At 39.3% G+C, this 20,880-nt stretch carries 17 protein-coding genes, 1 pseudogene and 1 riboswitch; of the genes and pseudogenes, 9 read left to right on the forward strand and 9 right to left on the reverse strand.

From position 1 onward, the window contains the following. Positions 1-302 precede the first annotated feature (302 nt). Positions 303-493: riboswitch (cobalamin riboswitch) on the reverse strand. An 809-nt stretch (positions 494-1,302) separates the two neighbouring features. Beyond that, a complete protein-coding gene (locus ACLKML_RS05575; protein WP_413282726.1) occupies positions 1,303-1,761 on the reverse strand; it encodes a MarR family winged helix-turn-helix transcriptional regulator in 459 nt (152 codons plus the stop codon). Positions 1,762-1,902: 141 nt separating this feature from the next. Here ACLKML_RS05575 and ACLKML_RS05580 point away from each other — a divergent pair, with 141 nt between their 5' ends. From ACLKML_RS05580 to ACLKML_RS05600, 5 genes are all read left to right on the forward strand, one after another. Then, positions 1,903-2,367 carry a DUF2798 domain-containing protein gene (locus tag ACLKML_RS05580; protein WP_413282727.1) on the forward strand — a complete coding sequence of 155 codons (465 nt, stop codon included), beginning with the start codon at positions 1,903-1,905 and terminating at the stop codon, positions 2,365-2,367. A gap of 114 nt (positions 2,368-2,481) precedes the next feature. Then, a complete protein-coding gene (locus tag ACLKML_RS05585; protein WP_413283729.1) occupies positions 2,482-2,700 on the forward strand; it encodes a GNAT family N-acetyltransferase in 219 nt (72 codons plus the stop codon). A gap of 217 nt (positions 2,701-2,917) precedes the next feature. Next, entirely contained in the window at positions 2,918-3,265 is a 348-nt protein-coding gene (locus ACLKML_RS05590; protein WP_413282728.1) for an SH3 domain-containing protein, read from the forward strand. Positions 3,266-3,659: 394 nt separating this feature from the next. After that, positions 3,660-4,112, forward strand: coding sequence for a Panacea domain-containing protein (locus ACLKML_RS05595; RefSeq protein WP_413282729.1), 453 nt, complete (start codon positions 3,660-3,662; stop codon positions 4,110-4,112). Further along, on the forward strand, positions 4,102-4,521 hold the full coding sequence (locus tag ACLKML_RS05600; RefSeq protein ID WP_413282730.1) for a hypothetical protein: 420 nt from the start codon (positions 4,102-4,104) through the stop codon (positions 4,519-4,521). Before ACLKML_RS05595 ends, ACLKML_RS05600 begins: the two co-directional genes overlap by 11 nt. Positions 4,522-4,640: 119 nt before the next feature. On the opposite strand, the gene ACLKML_RS05605 is transcribed toward ACLKML_RS05600, so the two are convergent. Further along, on the reverse strand, positions 4,641-6,254 hold the full coding sequence (locus ACLKML_RS05605; protein WP_413282731.1) for an ISL3 family transposase: 1,614 nt from the start codon (positions 6,252-6,254) through the stop codon (positions 4,641-4,643). Positions 6,255-6,818: 564 nt separating this feature from the next. Continuing rightward, entirely contained in the window at positions 6,819-7,151 is a 333-nt protein-coding gene (locus ACLKML_RS05610; protein ID WP_413283730.1) for a DMT family transporter, read from the reverse strand. A 438-nt stretch (positions 7,152-7,589) separates the two neighbouring features. On the opposite strand from ACLKML_RS05610, the gene ACLKML_RS05615 reads away from it, so the two are divergent. Together ACLKML_RS05615 and ACLKML_RS05620 are read left to right on the forward strand one after the other, a co-directional pair. Continuing rightward, entirely contained in the window at positions 7,590-8,243 is a 654-nt protein-coding gene (locus ACLKML_RS05615; RefSeq protein WP_413282732.1) for a cupin domain-containing protein, read from the forward strand. Between the two features lie 132 nt (positions 8,244-8,375). Next, positions 8,376-8,699 carry a Fis family transcriptional regulator gene (locus ACLKML_RS05620; RefSeq protein ID WP_413282733.1) on the forward strand — a complete coding sequence of 108 codons (324 nt, stop codon included), beginning with the start codon at positions 8,376-8,378 and terminating at the stop codon, positions 8,697-8,699. 243 nt (positions 8,700-8,942) lie between these two features. Here ACLKML_RS05620 and ACLKML_RS05625 read toward each other — a convergent pair whose 3' ends face one another. Both ACLKML_RS05625 and ACLKML_RS05630 read right to left on the reverse strand, forming a co-directional pair. Continuing rightward, the gene (locus ACLKML_RS05625; protein ID WP_413282734.1) at positions 8,943-10,709 is read right to left on the reverse strand and encodes a solute:sodium symporter family transporter; all 1,767 of its coding nucleotides are present in this window, start codon (positions 10,707-10,709) and stop codon (positions 8,943-8,945) included. A gap of 115 nt (positions 10,710-10,824) precedes the next feature. Further along, on the reverse strand, positions 10,825-12,927 hold the full coding sequence (locus tag ACLKML_RS05630) for an alpha-galactosidase (RefSeq protein ID WP_413282735.1): 2,103 nt from the start codon (positions 12,925-12,927) through the stop codon (positions 10,825-10,827). Positions 12,928-13,176: 249 nt separating this feature from the next. On the opposite strand from ACLKML_RS05630, the gene ACLKML_RS05635 reads away from it, so the two are divergent. Beyond that, entirely contained in the window at positions 13,177-14,253 is a 1,077-nt protein-coding gene (locus ACLKML_RS05635) for a LacI family DNA-binding transcriptional regulator (RefSeq protein WP_413282736.1), read from the forward strand. 1,047 nt (positions 14,254-15,300) lie between these two features. Here the strand turns inward: ACLKML_RS05635 and ACLKML_RS05640 are convergent. Next, positions 15,301-15,774, reverse strand: a pseudogene (locus ACLKML_RS05640) (Crp/Fnr family transcriptional regulator); the annotation flags it as partial. Then, complete coding sequence (locus ACLKML_RS05645) at positions 15,728-16,210, reverse strand: hypothetical protein (protein ID WP_413282737.1); 483 nt, start codon at positions 16,208-16,210, stop codon at positions 15,728-15,730. The pseudogene ACLKML_RS05640 and the gene ACLKML_RS05645, both read right to left, overlap by 47 nt. Positions 16,211-16,658: 448 nt before the next feature. Between ACLKML_RS05645 and hflX the strand changes: the two genes are divergently transcribed. Continuing rightward, positions 16,659-17,990 carry a GTPase HflX gene (hflX, locus tag ACLKML_RS05650; protein ID WP_413282738.1) on the forward strand — a complete coding sequence of 444 codons (1,332 nt, stop codon included), beginning with the start codon at positions 16,659-16,661 and terminating at the stop codon, positions 17,988-17,990. Between the two features lie 425 nt (positions 17,991-18,415). On the opposite strand, the gene ACLKML_RS05655 is transcribed toward hflX, so the two are convergent. Both ACLKML_RS05655 and ACLKML_RS05660 read right to left on the reverse strand, forming a co-directional pair. Beyond that, positions 18,416-19,054, reverse strand: a complete 639-nt coding sequence (locus ACLKML_RS05655) for a hypothetical protein (protein ID WP_413282739.1) — start codon at positions 19,052-19,054, stop codon at positions 18,416-18,418. A gap of 1 nt (position 19,055) precedes the next feature. Then, positions 19,056-20,699: a hypothetical protein gene (locus ACLKML_RS05660; protein WP_413282740.1), complete on the reverse strand. Its 1,644-nt coding sequence runs from the start codon at positions 20,697-20,699 to the stop codon at positions 19,056-19,058. Between the last annotated feature and the right edge of the window lie 181 nt (positions 20,700-20,880).

Consider the following 20,880-nt stretch of genomic DNA (forward strand, 5'->3'; position numbering starts at 1 on the left):
CAACTAACTTATCAGAGGAAGTGGAAAATGCAGTCAGAACAATTTCTGATTTGTGGTAATTAATTTTTCTGGAAGACGTTATATTATTATACGCTAATGCAGGAGCACTTATTATTGAAGGGATAAACACCGAAGATACCAATTTGGTAAGTATTTTACAGGAATGTTGTGAAATTTTCATAGACCTATTTCCAATGATTTTATATTGACTAAAAAGTCAATTTAAATAGAAATGGCGATAGAGGTGATGAGAGAATTGGTTAATATAGAAATAACGAATAAACTTCGAGACACCCGCTCGCATGCTTCTATTTCCGCTAGGCAGGTTTCCTGGCTTATGGGTCATCACATGACAGCTCCTTCCCAGACAAAGTCTAGTGGCTCATTGCTATCAGTTCACCAATTACAGTTGCGGGTACAGCCCAAGCTTTTACTTGGTTCCCTTTTAAAGAATACATTTAACTGTATTCTCACCTAATGGAATACTAATTTTTTATTTTTAAAAAATATTTTAATAAATACCTTAATAATTGATAATTTAAACTTAATAAAATTCAAATAATATGACACGATAATTTTTTATTTTAAATAAACAATAAGTAAAAAATCAATTTTTATATTATAATTTATGGTACTTAAAATTTTGAGAAATAGATATAATATATGGAGTATTGCACAATTTTTTATTGTAATTGGGTAATTTTTTATAAAGTGATAAGTTAATTATAGAATGTTCTGAATCACTCGTAGATAGATTTAAAAGGTCTTTGTGTAGTAGCTAAGTAAATTTTGCGGTACTGTCAGTTAACCAATATTATGCCAGTATTTGCTTATGAGCATCTATAAAAGACATCGATTCCCTCCTGAAATTATCCGACACACCATCTGGTTGTACTACTGTTTTAGCTTGAGTTTTAGGGATAGTGATGTGATGGCGCAGTTATAATGTTGCTGACAGAGAACTTGTTCCATGAGCAATTCACTATCATAGCAAGTATCACAATAATCGGTGTGAAAGTTCTCATGAACCAACAAGCGTGACAGAGCCGCCAATGCGAAAACTCAAATGCAGAGTACATGCGCAGAGTTTTCTCAATAATTTATTAAGGTCTTCAATTTACAAAGACACTCGTGTTGTGCCGAATGTTACAAAAGTCGAAGATCCGATGCTTTTGCCAAATGGCATGATATTACCGCTAGTTAATCTATACTTCGTCGAACAGTAGAGGTTCAAACCAGTTAACTTGACAGTACCGTCAACTGAGAAACTGCGAGCCCATTTAGTTAAGTTTGTCGTCCTTCTTATTGAAAGCCAGGGCCATTCTTTTCCAATTGCCAATCAGCTTTTAACAAAGCTTTTATCTTGTGGTAATACTTAGAGCCTAGTTCATTTTCTAATTCAACTTCTAACTCATTTTTAATCATATTGATCTGCATACTCAACTGTGTTCCTGTTTTCGTAAGAGTTATCAATTTTTTTTTGCGGTTTTCTTCAGATATAGTGTGTGTCACTAATCCAAGATCAATTAAATGATTAGCCTGTTTATGAACCGCTTGTCGACTTACTTTCATATATCGCGCAGCTTCACTTAAGCTTATCGAGTGATGTTGGATCAGACTAATTAAATAAATATCAGTTACAGAAAATTTTTCTTCAAAATGCTTTTTTATCCTTGTCATCGTTTCATGTCGAAGTTGTTTATGTTTTTCACTAATAAGATCAATAACACCTAAGGATTCCAAAAAATCAGTGTGACTCATTTCTATATTTCTCGTCTATTTTTTGTATTACATAGGAACGATACTATTTAAACAACTCATTATTGTCAATTTGGTTGACAATAAAAGTGCATCCCCCTAAAATGCACGTCAACTTAGTTGACATATATTTTAGAGGGATACATGGGAAAAAACAAATTTGAGAATTTCATTTTTTCAGTAATGGTTTGCTATTTAATGGTTTTAGGAATGACGCTATATAATGATGCTGTGCTTTCATCACGCCAGATCGGAGTAATGACTACTTTGGCTTCGTTAGAGTTCGTAGCTATTTTTATGACGGCATTCATCCTTGATTGGTTTTTAGTTGCACCTGTTGTAAAAAAGTTAGTAAATACGTTTACTGATGAAAGTACTCCTTTTCTGATGAAGATATTGTATATTTCAGGCTTGATGGTGTTGCTTATGTGTGCTGCAATGTCATTAGTTGCTACCCTTGTTCAAGGTTATGATGGCTCTCTACTTACGGCATATGGTAAAGCCTTTGCTTTCAACTTTGTTTTTGCTTTGCCTTTGCAATTTCTATTGGTGGGGCCGATTGTTCGAACAGCGTTTTTTAAGATGTTCCCAGTAGCCATTGCACATTGAATCGGCAGTCATTAAGGGGGAGAACGATCAAGTTGACTGATGCTAAGACAATATCGTCTAGATGAGCATATATAAAAGACATCGATTTCCCCCTGAAATCATCCGCCAAACTTCATTCATCATTTGTTTGTTAGCCCCAAACACCTTAGACGTGGTGTTGGTTTAAAACTGTTAAATCATGCTAAAAGTCGAAGCGAAAACTTAAGTCTCAAGTGCCTTGTTCACAACACACAGGCTAGCGAGTTTTATATTTCTCAGGGGTTCACAATTCAGGAAACAGCAGATAAAGGAAATGAAAGCTATCATCTAATGAGCTTTGAGGAAAAAACCTAACCGTTTAAGATGGGTTCGCCCTATTCAAACTTATCAGATTAAATAGATAAATAAGCATTTCCATAATTAGGCCACATTTTTGCAGCCTCGTTTCCTTTTATACGGCATAACTTATTGATTATCATTTGATCTAATATGAAAAGACTGCATCATGGAAGGATGAAAAACGACAATTTGTCGTCTAATAGGCATTATGTTTTTGGAGTAGCAACAAGCTATGAAATACAAAGTTGTTAAAGATTATCAAGATATCCCAGAGTCGCCGATTCGAATAGTAAAAGGGGAACGGTTACAGTTCGTCGAGGAATCAAACCCTGAAGGGGATTGGGCAAACTGGATCTTATGCCGAGGCGAAAACAAAGAAGGCTGGGTTCCTAAACAAATCCTAGTTGTCGAGAATAGTGAAGTAACTGTGCTTGAGGATTATTTTGCTAAGGAACACAACCTAACAGTCGGTGAGATTCTATTACAAAAATATGAATTAAACGGTTGGATATGGAGTAAGAAGTTAGGTCATTCGGAAGAATTAGCTTGGGCTCCTTTAAACCACCTATGCGCTGTGTGAATTCACTACAAGCGCTTAAGATTTCAAGATGCTTTTTCTAACTTGGCGCAAGTCGTATGGCGCGATACTACTAACAAATTTCTGCCCCGAAGCTACTTGACCCTATAATTTCGACTCGTTACTGTTGTCATTAGATGGCCTACTTTGGCTAATGGTTAACTATGTGCTCAGTTACTATGGTGTGTTAGATAGGCTTATCTAGCGTTAGGTGACGTGAGGCTTAATCAGCGATTGAATGTGACTTAGAATTCAAATTAAGTATTTTCGGTAACTGTTTGTGCATACAGTATATGTGCGTATCTTAAGTATTTCTGTTATGATTTCGATATGACTAACTAACCACACTGAGGTTGTTGTGATTAAGTTTAAGTATAATAAAGAAAAAGCAGTTGAGATGATGATTTACATTGTTTCAAAGCGTGTCAGTTGTGATAAACATCAGTTGATGAAAACGTGTTTTTTTGCGGATTTAAATCACTTAGAAAACTATGGCCGACCTGTAACAGGAAACAAGTACATTAAAATGAACTATGGCCCTGTTCCATCGGAAGTATATAGTATGATTCAGCGTCCTTTACCAGAAGAACACTATATAAAAGTTGAAGGCTACAACCTAAGAGCTCTTCGAGATGCTAATCTCAAAAAACTATCGAAATCTGATATAAAAAGTATCGATTATGCAATAGAGCTTCTTTCTGACATGGATTTTCAGGCTCGTACTGAAGTTAGCCATGGCTACGCTTGGAAGTCTGCGGAGTTAAATCAAGCAATTTCATTTGAGGCAATGCTTGAAGAAATTGGTGACAGAGACCTCATGGACTACGTGCGAAGTGCAAATGTCGCTTAGTATAGGAGATGTGTTTTATCGCTGGGTCGAATTTGAAACAAATCCACATCATAAGTTCTTTATACTGGTAGCGAAGCGGCCCAAACGATTTTTCTTTATCAATTCAGGTATTACCCCATTCATCCTAAGAAGCCCTCAACTAACAGCCCAACAAATCGAAGTCCCTTCAACTGAACACCCTTTTTTGGCACATGACTCGTATGCAGACTGCATGGCTACAATTGATACTTCTGAAATTCGTAATGTAGCTGACTTTCACGAAGTGCCAGAGAATGATAGGCGTGGAGCGGTATCTACCTTTGTTTTACAAGCTATCTACGAAGCTATACAAGTAAATGAAACGTTAGAAGAGGAATACAGAGAGGACATTGAAAATCAGTTGACTGCTGAGCTAGCTTCAAGGGCCTAAATAAAAACTGCTAACAAATGACCAAGGTATTAACATACTTCTACTAATCTGACTGAAGCGTTTTAGAGCATTAGTGTTACCAACAAAAACTGGGTCTTCCGCAACTAGGGTGCATAAAATCATGCTAAAGGACTCATCACTCGACGTCTCAATAGCTCGAATCCTGCACGGCCGTACATTTGACGCTTTAACATCTTCAATCGATTTACATGTCCTTCAACAACACCATTACTCCAGCGGCTAACGACAGCTTCACTGACCGCAGCTAAGTCAGCCTCCATTCCTCTAGCAACTCGCTGAAGGTCGATAAGTTCGCTATCGCTTACATCATCGAACCATCGATTTAATGACTTTTTATTCTTTGTTTTAAGTATTTTGTAGAACTCTAAAGCGAGCTTTTGTGCTAATTTGAACTGAGGCTCTTTGGCACACATCAGATTAATAAATCGTGACGCATAGTTTTCTTCCCCTCGAATTATTCTCCAAGGTGTTAACCATCGACTGATACGAGATGCTGATGGAATGCGTGCTGGAATATTCATTGGGTAGCCCTTACCTTTACGAAGCTTGAAAACAGCATCCCTCACTGTACTAACACTACCTGTAAAACCAGCTTCGAGCATTTCTTGCCATAACTGGCTTGCATTACATTGGCCGCTTTGTATTTGTTTTTCTAGCCAGTCATGCCACGAATCGATGAGCTTAGGTCTCGGTGGTTTACTTGATATTTCAGGAAAAGTTTTCGACTGTATCCATCGTCGAACAGTTACTCGTGACAGCCCTGTGACCCTTGATATTTCTCTAATACCGCTCCCTTTTTTATAGAGGTCATTCACTTGACTCCATCGTTGATAACGCTTTTCTCTTTTCTGTTGCTTCAGTTGTATCGAACTCGAATTACTCGGAATTGATGGGGCTTTGTGGATCGCGGCTTGTGTTGTTACTTTGGGTGATAATTCATTCGCAACTTCTCGTATTAACGGCATATGTCTATGCATCATCCGTTCTAAAGCGTCACCTATATTTTTCAAAAGATGCCATCGATCGGCTACTTGCCTAGCTTGGGGAGCTCCCTCACGAGCCGCAACAGCATAGATACCCCCACGATCTCTAGAGACAACCTGTATTTCAGGATATTTCCTAAACCAGGTTGTTAATGCTCGCTTCTCTCGACCAGGAAGTAAGACTAAAGGTCGATGGGTATCAAGATCAACGATCAACGTCCCGTATGTGTGACCACGTTGCCACGCCCATTCATCAATACCTATGTGTGGAGTTTTAGGTTGAGGTGCCTCAGGTGCTTGCACTACTCTGCGAAGCAAAGTGTCCGCACTCGTTCGAATACCGACACTGCTTGCTGCTCGCTTCCCTGCATTACCACCAGCGATCAATCCAAATTGACGCTGCAAATTTTGGAGAGCAATAGAAGACTGTTGGCGAGGCTCAGCGAATGGTGACAATGATTCAGCAAAAATACGCTGTTTACAGAATCGGTTGCGGCAGTACCAATGTCGCACTGTAAATATCAAATATAGCGTCTGTCCAACATATGGCAGATGTTGTAGGCGACGCTTACGGTGACTATGTATAGAATTGCTGCGCTTCGAACAATCAGGACAACGAGCAGTCTTACTGGAAGCCTTTAGATAAACATTGAGTCCAGTTATAGAAGTGCTTTGTCGAGTTGGATGCCATCCTCGAGGAAGCTGTAATAAGGTCTTGAGCGAAGCCATTAAATTATCCCAACTTAAAATAGCTTAGATCGTTGTTAAATAAAAAGTTTCATTAAATTTTCACCACCTAAGTTGCGGAAGACCCATTTTTCAGGAGCGAACTACCTTGTTCAGCAAGAGATTCGTGAAGAAGGATTCCGTTACTCAAATCCATTTTTGGGTTTTCTTTCTTCAGTAGGAAGTGTGAGTAGTATATTACTCATGGTGGTGGCTTTTTATTTTATAGTCACTAGTGCAGGTAGTGGTATTTTAGAGGGCGTTTATTTTATATTCGCTTCTTTTGTTGGCATGTTTCTGTCAGGTTATTTTGAAAGGTTTGGACTTAACTCTCTTTTTAGTATTGTAACGCTATTTGTAAACCTGAGTTTGTTATTTTATATGTACTCGTTAACGCATTAAACTAGGTCTAAACATCGAGGGGTACTGTCAAGTTAACTAATGCTATGGCAGTATTTCCATATGAATATAAAAAGGTATCCATTCCCTCCTAAGTTCATTCAACATACCGTCCGGTTGTACTACCGCTTGAGGTTTAGGGACGGTGATGTTGTCGTTGATTTTTAACTAGTGATCTATCGATGTTGAGAATATGTTCATGACTAATACCCCAGCTATGATCAATATCATCCCAATGATTGCTGCTAAGTCTAACTTTTGATTGAATGTAACGGTTCCTACTATAGCAACAAGAACGACGCCAAGCCCCGCCCAAATAGCGTAAGCAACTCCAACAGGAATCACTTTTAGCACTAGTGATAAAAAATAAAAAGCGACTCCGTAACCAATTATTGCCACAAAGCTAGGTAATGTTTGAGTAAATCCTTCAGATGCTTTTAGCGCGCTTGTTCCTATTACTTCTGCAATTATCGCAATCGCAAGGTAAAAATATCCCATAATGTCTGTAACCTTAACTTTGAGGTGTGTTTTTTTTATAGCATGCTCAATAAACCAGAAAAATATATTGGTGTCTGTTATAAAAAATCAGTGGAACTTAATTTTAGAAGGCTTAACAGTCAATCGATTAACTCAAAATGACTAAAAAACGGTCAAAAGGAGTTTAGCACTAGAGATGAACGGTGGTCAAAATTCAGGATTGACATGCTCATAATGCATACGTTTTTCCAAGTTAGAGCAAGCTTCCAAATGGTAATTAATGGCTGAATTGGATTAGCAAATCTGACCTATCATTTTTAGGTCATTAACTTTGACTTAGTCGAAGTTATCCGAAAGAACAGATTCATGTGAAGTGGCCTCCCGCCTTGATGAATATTCGCGTAGAATAGAAACTAGGAAGATAATAAAAATTAAAACGATAATAAGAGCAAGGTCATTACTATGTTAAACATGGACTTTTCAAAGAAACGGGTTATTGAAACTGAATCACTAGATTGGATTGCGAGCCCAGCCAAAGGAGTATGGCGTAAGCCGTTAGAAAGAGAAGAAAAAGAGTCTGGTCACACGACTAGCGTAGTGAAGTATGATCCTCAATCTTCGTTTTCTGAGCACCCGCACCCACAAGGCGAAGAGATCTTCGTCTTAGATGGTATCTTCTCTGATGAAACCGGAGATTTTCCCGCGGGAACTTATATTCGTAACCCTCCCGGCAGTGCACACTCCCCATCGAGTAAAGGTGGCTGCACGATCTTGGTTAAGCTTAACCAGTTTGATGCGAGGGACTTAACTCAAGTCCGTATCAATACTCTGGAAACGGATTGGCTTCCAGGGATAGGTGGATTGCAAGTGATGCCACTGCATCAGTTCGAACATGAGCACGTTGCGTTGGTGAAATGGCCGATGGGTGAACGTTTTCAACCGCATCGCCATTTCGGTGGTGAAGAGATTTTTGTGCTATCTGGCACCTTTAAAGATGAATATGCAGAGTACCCAAAACACACTTGGATACGCAGTCCTCACATGAGCGAGCACTTTCCTTATGTGGAAGAAGAGACCATAATTTTAGTGAAAACAGGTCACCTTCCAATTGACTAGCCGTTTATTTAATTGCCACATATTTTTAAACAGTGCGTTGATGTTACTAGTAAGGAAATAAGTTTCTTTGATCATATACCTAAATAAAATACTTATATTTATTCACCCACTACAAAATAGGCAGCTTACTTCATGCGTAAATCAGATAAGAAGATCGAAAATCAAATTAGAGATGTATTAACTGAAGTTTGTGAAGAGACGTTAAAAGGCTACGATGGTTTTCTGTGGGTGACTCATACAGTCAATTTCTCTTCTTTTCCACAAAGCTTGAAGATCGTCTGCGTATTCGAAACGAATCAAGATAGAGCCAATTTTTTAGTAGGAGAAGGACCAAAGTACGTCTCAACAACCATTCAAAAAGCGTTTAATAAGGTTGGGGTCCAACTAAAGAACGCAGATAAGCAAATCTGTTACGATATACAGAAAAATTTTAAGCGTGACTATCAAGGGAAGTGAATTGAGGTTGTCGTGGGAATGTAAGGGTTCATATTATGAGTTTCGACATAAAGCCAGTGTTATTGCAAACACTGGCTTTATGTTACTGCTAGGCTAAATGTAGATCCATTGATGGTGAATGACGTTCGTCCAGTCGTGCTTTAATTTAACCAACACTACTCTGTCGTTTTCGTAACGTCGCAAAGTGCTTGTACTTGCTTACACTGCACAATTATCACGCACGTTAATCTATCTTCATTTAGATTAGACGTTTTTTGCTTCTAGGCGAGCAGATTTTAATTTTGTTTTAATTCGAGCAAAGAGACCACCGAGAATAACTATTCCACATAAAGCGTAGGTCACCATGAAGGATGAATCACCCGCAACCAAACCTAAGTTAGAGAAGGTAATGTATGCACCAAGCACCATGTAAAGAATCACCGCCGAAGCCTCAAAGCGAAATTCCCAAGGTTTAATATCCATTGCCTCATTAACGGGTAAAACATAATCTGTTTCGCGTGGTCGAACTTTACCTATGACAAACATAATCACACAACAAATTACAAATAGCACCGCTAGTTGATGAAAGAAATGTAACTCAGCTAATGGCTTAAGTGGACCAAGATAGTCATGCATTGATGCCGGAGTAAATTGAACAATACCATAAGCCAGTACGAAAACGCTCAAGGAAATTTTGGCAGCTATCGCTGGAACACGTTTAGTGATGTACCCCATAAACACGATAGTAAAAATAGGGACACTAAATAGGCCTGCAAGGCGTTGTAATAAATCAAACAGGCCATTTGGAGCAAACATAATAAATGGCGCGATACCAACTGATAAAATAGCAATGAACAGGCCAAATGAACGACCTTTATTAACCAATTGTTGATCAGAAAGTTTGTTCTCTTTATCAAAAATGGGTTTGTAAACATTAAGCGTAAATAACGTTGTTGAGGAGTTTAAGACCCCGTTAAATGTAGATAAAATCGCACCAAACATTGCCGCAAGGAAAAATCCCACCAATGGTTTAGGCAGCACTTCGTTAACCAGTCGAGTGTACATGGTATCAGCTTCATAACTTTGACCCGTCGCATCCACTGTACCGAACATATGATAAGCAATAATACCTGGAACAATTAAGAATAATGGTGTTAATACCTTGATTGCACCGGCAAGAATGACGCCTTTTTGACCTTCTTTAAGATTTTTCGCTCCTAATGCTCGTTGAATGATAGCTTGGTCAGTTCCCCAATAATAAAGATTAACTAATAGTAACCCAGTAAACATGGTTGAAAAGGGCACATTGGGATCATCTTCAGCACCTATCGCCTGTAACTTATCTGTCGCGTTGGTCGTGATAATGTCTAAGCCGTCCATAAAACTACCGTGCCCTAAAACGATTAAACCAAAAATAGGGATCATTAAGCCACCAACAATTAGACCGACACCGTTTAATGTATCAGCAATAACCACCGCTTTTAGGCCGCCATAAATGGCATAAAATAACCCTAAAAAACCAATAATAGAGGCGATTAATAAAATTGCTTGAAAGCGATTAATGCCTAGCATTGTTTCAATATCAAAGATACCGCCAATAACCATTGCACCTGCATATAGAGTGTTGGGTAGTAGATTGACAATATAGCTTAATAGAAATAGTCCCGTTACAAATTGCTTAACAGAAAGGTCGTAGCGAGATTCCAGAAAATCTGGAATAGTGGTAATACCTTGTTTAAGGTAACGGGGAACCAGAAACAGAGCGATGATGATCAAGGTAATCCCTGAGGCAACTTCGTACCCCATCACCGACATATTGCCCTTAAATGATAGGGCGCTCATCCCAACAAAGCTAGTTGCGGAAAGATTGGTGAGAATAAGCGAACTTGCAATAAGTCCACCAGTTAAGCTTCGCCCTCCAAGGAAAAAGCCGTCTTTTGAATCATTTTTTTGATTCTTCACACGTGACCAAGTGAAAAACACCACGAAGCCAGTAAAGAAGAAAAATGACAGTAGGATTGTCATTGGCATAATTTTGTCCTTAATCTATTAAAGTTTTTGGTTGTTATTCGTTTGTCAGGTACAGGTGCAGTGGTAACAATCACGGCACCTGTACCTGATATATATAGGGTTTATTGATGGTTCATTAGCGTTTTTGAAGATGAACGATAAGGGCCGATTCTGGGTCTAAAATCGGCAAGTTCAATCCAATCTCTTTCAAGTTGTCGCCACTTAACGTTAGTGTTTTATCTAGCCACTTAGGGCGCTGTTTCATTAACTGAAAACTAATTTGGGGCATCTCAACCAACGTAACTTGATATTGCGCATTGATATCTGCGTCACTAATACGCAGTGGAGAAGGCAGTGCGTACTCCGGCATTGCCAACTGACACACAATGATCAACATTTCATCTTCATTTTCTACACCATAAATATTTTGATTTTGATCAGCAGGATCAATTCGGAAACTACGACCACTATGCAGTAAATGTCGAAACTGTTTGTGTAAAGCAATGTAACGAGAAAACGCTTGTTTTTCTTCTTCTGGTTCTTTTACTGGATCTAATTCAACGCCCATGTGGCCAGTCAATGCCGTTACACCTCGCATATTAATGTTGTGACGACGATTGGTAGAGTGGCATTCAGCAGGACCGATGTGTGTGCCCATCACTTCAGGTGGAAAAAAGTAGCTCATTCCTTTTTGAATGGTTTGTCGCTCTAACGCATCATTGCAATCGGATGGCCAAAAGCGTTGAGTTCGTTTTAGGATTTCAAAATCGATACGGCCACCGCCAGAGGCACAAGATTCAATTTCTACTTCTGGGTGGGCTTTATTTAATTGGTCGACTAAATGATAGACGGCTTGAGTTTGACTATGGACCGAAGGACGGCCTTGGTGGCCAGGCTGGACGAGTTCACGGTTCATATCCCACTTTAGGTAACGAATGTTATAGCGGGTAAGTAGGTCATTTAAGCGCTCAAATAAATAGTTATAACAATCTTCATTTTGCAGATCTAACACATATTGCCAGCGACCAGAAGGTTGATGATAACCTTGTAAACCTAGTACCCAATCCGGGTGGTTACGGTAAAGGTTGGAATTTTTACTAACCATTTCCGGTTCAACCCAAAGTCCAAACTCCATGCCTTTGTTATTAACGTGCTCAATCACCGGCTCTAAACCATCTGGATATTTAATCGTATCGAGGTACCAATCACCTAACGCAGCACGTTCTCCATCGCGACCAATAAACCAGCCGTCATCAATGATAAAACGCTCAACCCCCATTTCGGCCGCTTCGGTTGCCATTTTTATAATGTATTTAGGCTTATGATCAAAATAGATCCCCTCCCAAGTATTCAAGTGGACTGGGCGAGGCTTATTGACAGGGAACGTGACAATGTTATCGCGCACAAATTGTTGAAAACGTTGCGAGATACCATTTAAACCAGCATGGCTATAGCATCCATATAACCAAGGGGTTTGATACTCTTTACCAACATCAAGAATGATTTCTCCTGCCAATAGAAGTTCCCCGGCTTGCACGAACCGGCGACCATCGCTACGTACATCTGCTCGAATTTGGTGATTTCCACTCCAACCAAGATGAAACCCCCAAACTTGACCAAGCTGCTCACTGAAACCATCCGTTCCGACAAATAATCCAGGGAAGTTTTCATGAGATGTACGACCACGGCGATTTTCTTGCATAAAACCACCATGTTTAAAGCATTGGCGCTGAGTTTGAAATTCATGGCACCAACGACCGTGGAACGTCATGAGTTCATTGGCATGATTTGGTAGCGGTAACGTTGAAGAGAGTTTGCCCAAATAGTATTGACTCGCGCCGATATTTTTAACACTCACCCGCTTTTGAACAACATCTGTCGCGTAATTCATTTTTAACTCAACCTTGAGCTCAAGTTTTGCAATGTCATCCACCAGCAAAAAGGTCGCTTGATTATCATCAGATTGAGAAGAAATTAATGTAAACACGGGCGCCCAATCGTAACCATCACGATGGCCTTCTATCCCTGGTGCATTAAAATGACCGCTGCCAAGTTCAGGGCATAAAGATAAAGGTACATCTACGTCTAAGCGAGCTTGAGAAATAGGTCGCTCGGTAGACAATAAAAGGTCATCGTCGATGTGCGAAATCTTCGATCCCCAATGAAGGATCTCAGGAACTTTATCGGTTTTAATAATTAAACTGTGATTTTTACTGTGTAGATGAACAAAATTACTCATAGCAGATCCAGTATTGTTTTCGTAAACATTTAATGGTTAATATCTTGCTCTGAATTTATTTTATCTGTAGTGATATAACGAAATTATGTGATCAAAAACGTATTTAAGTTTAATAAAATATGAGCAAGATCTATTGTTTTCGAAAACAATATTTAATGTTTTTTATGACAATTTTGAACAAAAACACAACGCTTAACTGATAAGTTCATTATAATGATTTCAATCTATCATTAATTTATGGACTAACTTGTGAGTGTCACGTTTAAAGATGTTGCCAAGCTTGCAGGCGTATCGACCCAAACCGTTTCTCGTGTAACAAACGGTTCAGATAATGTCGCCGAAAAAACTCGAATAAAAGTAAACCAAGCGATTAAACAGCTTGGTTACATACCCAACAAAGGCGCACAAATGTTGAGTCGCGCTAAGTCGACCAATATTGGACTAATCACACTTGATATGGCATTGCATGGTGCGGCACTCATTGCCAATGGGGTGAGAGACAAAGCGAATGAGTTAAATTTCGGTACCGCTTTCTCTGTCGTTAATCAGCCAGGACTAGAGTACGTTCAAGCTTCTGTGCGCGAGCTGATCGCCCAACAGGTTGATTGCATTATTCTTAATGTTCCCCTCACCTCCAGTGATGCGGTATCTTTGGACGAACAATTTCCAAGTTTGCATCTGATATTCGTTGATGTGCCAGAAGGCACTCCCGTTCACTATGTTCACGGTGAGCATGCACAGGGTTCACAGGATGTGGTAAACCACTTAATTCGAGGTGGACGTGAAACATTTTTACTCATTTCTGGCCCTAAAGAATCGAGCGCATCGGCCATTCGCCTTGAAACTTGGGTAGATGAAATTCATAACGCAGGTAAGACTATTAGCTATCAATATCAAGGTGATTGGCTTGCAAGTAGTGGATATTTAGCGGTGCGTGAGGCTGTTGGTCGACAAATTAAATTTGACGCGGTTATTGTTGCGAGTGACCAAATGGCTCTAGGTGCATTACGAGCCTTAGATGAATTACAAATAAGTGTGCCTGAACAAGTCGCTGTAGTGGGATTTGATGGCATTGCGGATAGTGCTTACTTTACGCCTCCACTAACAACGGTAAAACAAGACTTTACTGCGATTGGAAAACAGACCGTCATAGAAGCAATTAAATTAAAAGATCACAACTCAGCCGAGCATCAAGCATTAACACAGATCAACATACCGGTTGAACTTATCGTCCGCCACAGCAGTGGCAGTAAATGTGCCAAACAAAACAACCAACATAAAATCAAAATGCTATTAAGAAAAGTAGAAGCGCTGCTGGATGATTAATGATTGAGTGACCAAGAGTAACAGAACAGCAAATGCGAAAATTCAAAAGTAGCGTACACGCGTCGTGTTTTCTATGTATTTTTTCATTGTTTTACAATATGTTAAATTCATATTTATGCAGTGCCGATTTTTACAAAAGTCGTAGAATGGATGTCTTTACTACATGACGAAATATTACAACTAGTTAAAGAGGTATTCGATTGAGAAACAGCCAGTTAATTGAAGTTAGTTAAGTTGACAGTACCATTACGAGAGTAGGATCTGTTCAGATTGCTTGGTTTGACCGTATAGTAGTGAACAGCCCGTAATATGCAATTAGTACAACAATGACGACTTGAATCGAAGCGACATAGTTCTGAATTGCGATTAAATGTTGAAGTGACGCTAAGTTAGCAAAAACGTTTAAGCAGATGTATTTTCTTTGCGTCAAAAGCCCAAAAGAACAAGATATATAGCTGATAATGAAGATTGATACGGCTGCGATTGATGCGCAATTACCATCCCCTAAAATGTTGGCTACGATTGCTCCTAATACCAATAATATCAAAATTAAATAGAGCGCTGTGAGGGAGCTATTATCTTTTAAATTTTGATTTAAAAGGCTTTTTTTATTGTCGAGTAATCGCATTAATCCATACAAAGAGATCAAAAGCCAAAAAACATTGAAAATGAAAAAAGTCATAGAGTTTAGGCGATAAAACGCCACCAACATGAATATAGACCCTAAGATTGCTAAAAGGTAACCATAGACCTTATCGAGTTGTTGGATTGAGAAGGCAGACTGGCTACTAGTTAACAATAGTGTGCCGATTAAACTGTATATGTTTGAAATGACTACATCTACACTCACTCTGTTTCTCTTTCTCTTTGCCGTTGTGCTGAGTATACACTAATAGCCAAATAAATACATACTTGCGCATTAATGCATGTTATGGAGTTGTGTTCTTTTGACTTAAATTTAGAAATTTATTATGAATTCATACACGTAGCAAGTGCACTGATCTCTGTAACTGCAAGTCTCTCAAGAAATGCGCTTATCGATTAAGTTCATTTTTTGCTATGTGTTAACCTTTCGAAAATTTCAGGTGTGAGATCAACGGAATGACACAACGCCGTTATATCTACAAGGGTTATATGGTTTCCAGACTCTAGAATATGGCCATCGGTTTTGAGTTTTTTGATTGCCCTAGACAGAGTTTCAGGGGTCATGCCTAGCTGTGTTGCCAACAATTTCTTTGTAACAGGGATGGCGATCATTCCCTCTTTTGCTACTTGACTGCGGTAAATCTCGGCGAGTTTCATCACCAATCTTTGATTAGCATTTACCTGAGTAAGAATATTTAGATTATTCATAAGATGGCATACCTTGTTACTCATAAATGCCATTACCCTAACAGAAAGATCTGGTGAGCCAGAAAACAGATTTTAAATATCTTTGTACCCAAAAACCGACAGATTAGTGGCTTGATCTACTCTAGCACTCATCGGGTACTTCCTTGGATTCATAAACATAGCCTTCTGCAACTTTTAAAGTACCATTGTTGTAGCCAGTACCTATCGCTATTGGGTTTTTGTTATCTTCAACAATAATCGCGCGGCCGTAGAACTTACTGCCTTTCTTTCGCACATCAGCAAAAGTTTCGTGTCCACCTGTCGCACTGTTATACGATGTGCCCACAACGGCTGTTCTGGAACTTGAATGCACAACCGTATCTATTGCCCCTTGTATTGGTTCTGCCTGTGGTTGAACATAGGGTAACTCACCACCTGGCTGGTTGAGGTCATATAACGGCATAACTTCAAATGGTGAAGGCTTGCCATGTGCCTTAAGCTGGGGGATAAATTCGTCTGCCTGTGTCGGATTGACGACAAGTAATAACACTCCGGATATCGCTAACGATACCTTACTCCTCGATGCCTCTCTGATGGAAAAGATACACCCATTTTTATTTTTCATTTTCGTCCCTTTAACTACACTTTATGAGGAAATTTATTATTTGCTTAGAGACATACCACTGCTTAAAGTAAATAATAATCATTCTCATTTTAGTTGTAGTTGACAAATACTACCCTTGATAATAATCAAGGGTGTTATTTGGTTGATAAATTTCTAATTAGAGAGGAATGAAAAATGTCATTATTGTAGTGGCAACAATTTGTGTCGTGTTGAATTTAACAAAAATCGCAGAACGGATGTTTCATCGAGATTTTTTAACGAGTCTCTGTGTCTATGTCACAAATGGTCTATCATGATAATGGATTGTCAGACTTGTTTTATCGCTGATAGTAATAATATTTACATTTAATATTCTATTACTCTATAAAGCGAGCTTATAACAGCGTAGGATCAAACGACTTTAAACTTATGACTAGGTTTGCACTTCGGTGCACGAACAGATTAACAAATGAAACTAACAGCAAAACCATCACAGAATAACGCGCTACTTATTTCGATTACCACGCCTGAATTCAAAGGCGAAGAAGCAAAAGAATCTCTTGCTGAACTTGCTCGTTTAGTCACAACCCTAGGGTTTAAAGTGGTTGGAACGCAATCGCAAAAGCAAAGTTCGACCCAAAATCTTAACGCACTCGGGATAGGAAAACTGGCGGAAATTGCGCATCTGACTGGTTATCAAGGCTCAATTGAAGAGGCCGAATATGACGATCTTTTTGATGAAACTGATTTTTCAGATCTTCCCACAGAAGATTTGCCTTATGCATCGGCAGATGTAGTGGTATTTGATTGCGATTTAAGTCCATCTCAGCTTCGAAATGTCGAAAGCCATTTAGGTGTAGAAGTATTTGATCGCACCGGTATTATTATTGAAATATTCAGTCGCCATGCTCGTACTCGAACCGCACGCTTACAAGTCGAAATTGCGCGTCTTAATTACTTGGTTCCACGGCTTCGTGAATCTGCCAGTGGTGATAAAGAACGCCAAATGGGACAAGGTTCTGGTGAAACTTCACTCGAGCTTGATCGCCGCAAAGTACGTGATCAATTAGCCGATCTAAGGCGTGAATTAGTCAGTGTGCAAAATGAATTAAAAAATCGCCGTACACAGCGTTCAGAGCTATTTTGCGTGGCTCTAGTTGGCTATACCAATGCTGGCAAATCATCGATGATGCGCGCAATGACTGCCACTGAAGTGGTTGGTGAAGATAAGCTTTTCGCCACTCTTGATACCACCGTTCGTGTGTTACAGCCGATTACGCAACCTCGAATCTTAGTTTCAGATACGGTGGGTTTTATTAAAAAGCTCCCGCACGATTTAGTAGCGTCATTTCATTCAACCTTAGCAGAAGCGCATGATGCATCATTGCTGCTGTATGTAGTGGATGCATCCGATCCTTCTTTTCGTGCGCAGCTCGATGTTGTTCACGATGTTTTGGGACAAGTCGGCGTAGAAGATAGCGAAAAACTCTTAGTATTGAACAAGTCCGACCGTCTAAGTCCAGAACAACAGCAAGCGTTGCTGGAAGAGTTCCCAGATGCGATGCTCACATCAACTCATAACCCTCTCGATATCAAAAAACTGCACGCGTACATTGTTAATCTAGCGGAACAAGGAATGATCGAAGACGAGATTATGGTGCCATACACGGCAAACGGAGTGATCGGTGATATTCGTTCTAGCATGAGTGTTGTAAAAGAAGAGTATGGCTATGAACATGTGACATTAACTGTACGCTCAAGTGCAATCGATCTAGCAAGGTTAAAAAAACGCATGCAGTAGCGGTTACTCGTTGTATAAATAAAACCCCGATGAAGTGATGCTATTCACTCATCGGGGTTTTTCATTGTCGCTATTTGAAATTAAATTACCGCACTCTGAAGAATGGCCTATTGTTAATTAGCAGCTGATGTTAATTAGGAACTTAGCTTATTTGTTGGCAACATTTTAAGTGGATCGTTTCAATGTATGCGTTCGCGTGGATTTATTCGCAATTTGCGAAGTATTATGCGGCGCATTATGACGAAGGCTTATATTGGATGTGAGTATAAGAACGTATTGCTTTGTGCGAACAATATGTTCAGATGAAAAAAGTGGCTTAAGAACTCTCCAATATTAGTGGGTCATGACAAAGAAGTGACCAATGCTAATTTTTACAAAAGTTGGAGAGCTATGACCAAGGTATAGCTCAAAGGAGGTGACTATGACTACATTTTGCGTAACACAATATGAAGTGTGGGCATATCCCATTTTAAGTCGTGCTTCGTTCTAAACGAATAATAACCTTGTCGTTGTACTAAAATATCGTACCGACTCTCTCTTAACACCATACCATCTTGGTATTTTGGTACGATGTTCATTATTTTTACCGTGGCATCGGAAGGATACGTTTTAACCGTCAAGGGTACTTGATGTTTGTCTCGTTGGTTGGCGGTGACGGAAGGTGTACCCGAAATCATGACAGTTTCATCGGTTTTTGGAATATAACTGTAACGATAGGGGTAATCATTTCCCTCATTATCTAGAAATGTTAGAGCAATGAGTCCGGGAGGTAACCAGAGATCATTGTCATTAGTGAGATACACACCTCCTGAATCCATCACGAAAAGCCCAAGTTTGTATTCGCCTGGCTCGGTTAAAGAGACTCTAACGCTATTAGGGGCTTTCATTATCCTAACTTCATTGCGATCAATGATGCTCTCTAGCGATTTAAACATACCCATTGATTCAGATGTTACCGCACTTAAGGTTTCATCTTTAATCATCGATAATACGCTGTCACCAATGCGCGCGGAAGTTGGTAAGCTAATCAAGAGACAACTACTGATGATCCATTTTATGTTCATATTATGACTCCGATACAGAATTGGCTGCTGCCATGGCAATTTGCTCGAGAGCTCCGACTACAAGTTCGTTTAAGATTTCGTTTTGAATATCGAGTTCTGCAACCGAGCTTAGAATGTTGTCCGTTAAGGTTGCCACGGTGTCGGCATGTTCACTTAATAGATAGTCTACTGCGAGCCCCAACGCTTCGTCTGTTGCTTCGCCTTGGACTGCATCCTTAATTTCGTCTGCCAATTTAGCGTAGAAATCGTCGGTATCTTTTATTTCGGTTGCCTGTGTAATCTGGGTTTGTTTTTGTGCAGATACAGGAGCACCCATTACCATGTTTACTAACGATGTTACGACTTTTGCCTTCATAAATTCGTGCACGTATGCTGGCTTACCATCTATGGTTGCTCGACCTGAAATTTCACCGTTTTTGGCTAGAAATTGTTCAATCATTTCGTTGAGCTGAGGATAGCTTAATGGCGCATTTTTTAGCGAGGGGTTAATGGCGGCACCTTCAACGCTCATACTTGCTCTATATGCAGGACTGATAATGGCTTTTACACCATCTTTGTTGTTGAAAGCGTATTGATTTGATACATCATCTTCTTGATATTCAAAATCAACCGCATTGATGTAGAATTTAAGGCGCGTTTTACTTTGTTGGGAAAAAGTCACAAGGCCTGTAGGGATAATCGCAAGCAATGATTTCTCGATACTATCGCGGATTTTAGCTTCTAATAGGTTGCTTCTCGATGTCGAAGTCGCACTGTCAATCCAGTAATCTTTTGCAAAATTTATCGCTTTCAAGTTCTTAATTTTATTATTAAGTTTTGGATAATCTCCTGCTGCATGCACACTGACATCAATAGCGAAATCAAATACACCATGACGCATCATGCTTGCGACCCAAAGTGGCAGGAAGGCGCTTGGTCTTTTCGCTTCAGGTGAGTTTGCACGGTTAAACCTATTTTTGGCAAGCGCATAAAATGCAGAAGTTAACTCAGGAATTAGTGATGTTTTTCGCAGGTCATACGCTGCTAATGCCTTCTTTTTGTAGAGAAAACGATAAAATCTCACACTTTCTATTTGGTCTTTATATTGTTCTAAGCGAACTAAGGATGGGCATGTTAGAACATCGTTTATAGTCGGTTTTCCACGCTTTGTTGAGTTTGATTCTTTATCTGGAGATGGTTCTTGCTTAGTATCCAAGGTGTTGGATGACGATTTCTTACGTTTGAAGTATCGTCTGTATATAAAAAACCAAGCGAAAAGGAGATAATAAACCAAGTATTGCGTTACAACGCCTTCACTTTGATAGTTATCTTTTAAGGTTGCTTTAATCTCATCAGGTATTGCATAAACTGCGTTCTCTCCCGAGTGCGTGCTAGAGGTTCTGATCACACGGGGATAGGCTAAACTTTCGAAAGGTAATGCACGATTGATTGACCAGACTAAAAGATAGGATTTATTGTTTATTTTTATAGGGGACTGTTCTAAATCAACAGAATATTTAGCTGGCCCAAATGCTAGTGTCGCAATATAAATAAATACAAACGCGACAACGTTTAGTCCGAAGTTTCGTAACTTTAATCGTTTTTTAGTAAAGCCAATCAGCGAGAACAACATTCCCACCAATAGAATAAGCGATAAGTACTTCATCACACACCCGTAAATTTCTTAATAAATAGATAACGTGGCTCACGTGATAGCAATACCCGTTTTTAAAGGACAATATACAGTAAGTTACTTAAAGTAAACTAGGTAAGAAATGAAAACTAGTAAGAATGTGAGCTGATAATTATATTTATATAACTTATTGATTATTTCATCGGCACAAAGC

Source organism: Vibrio sp. MA40-2 (assembly GCF_047302445.1).
GTDB lineage: Bacteria > Pseudomonadota > Gammaproteobacteria > Enterobacterales > Vibrionaceae > Vibrio.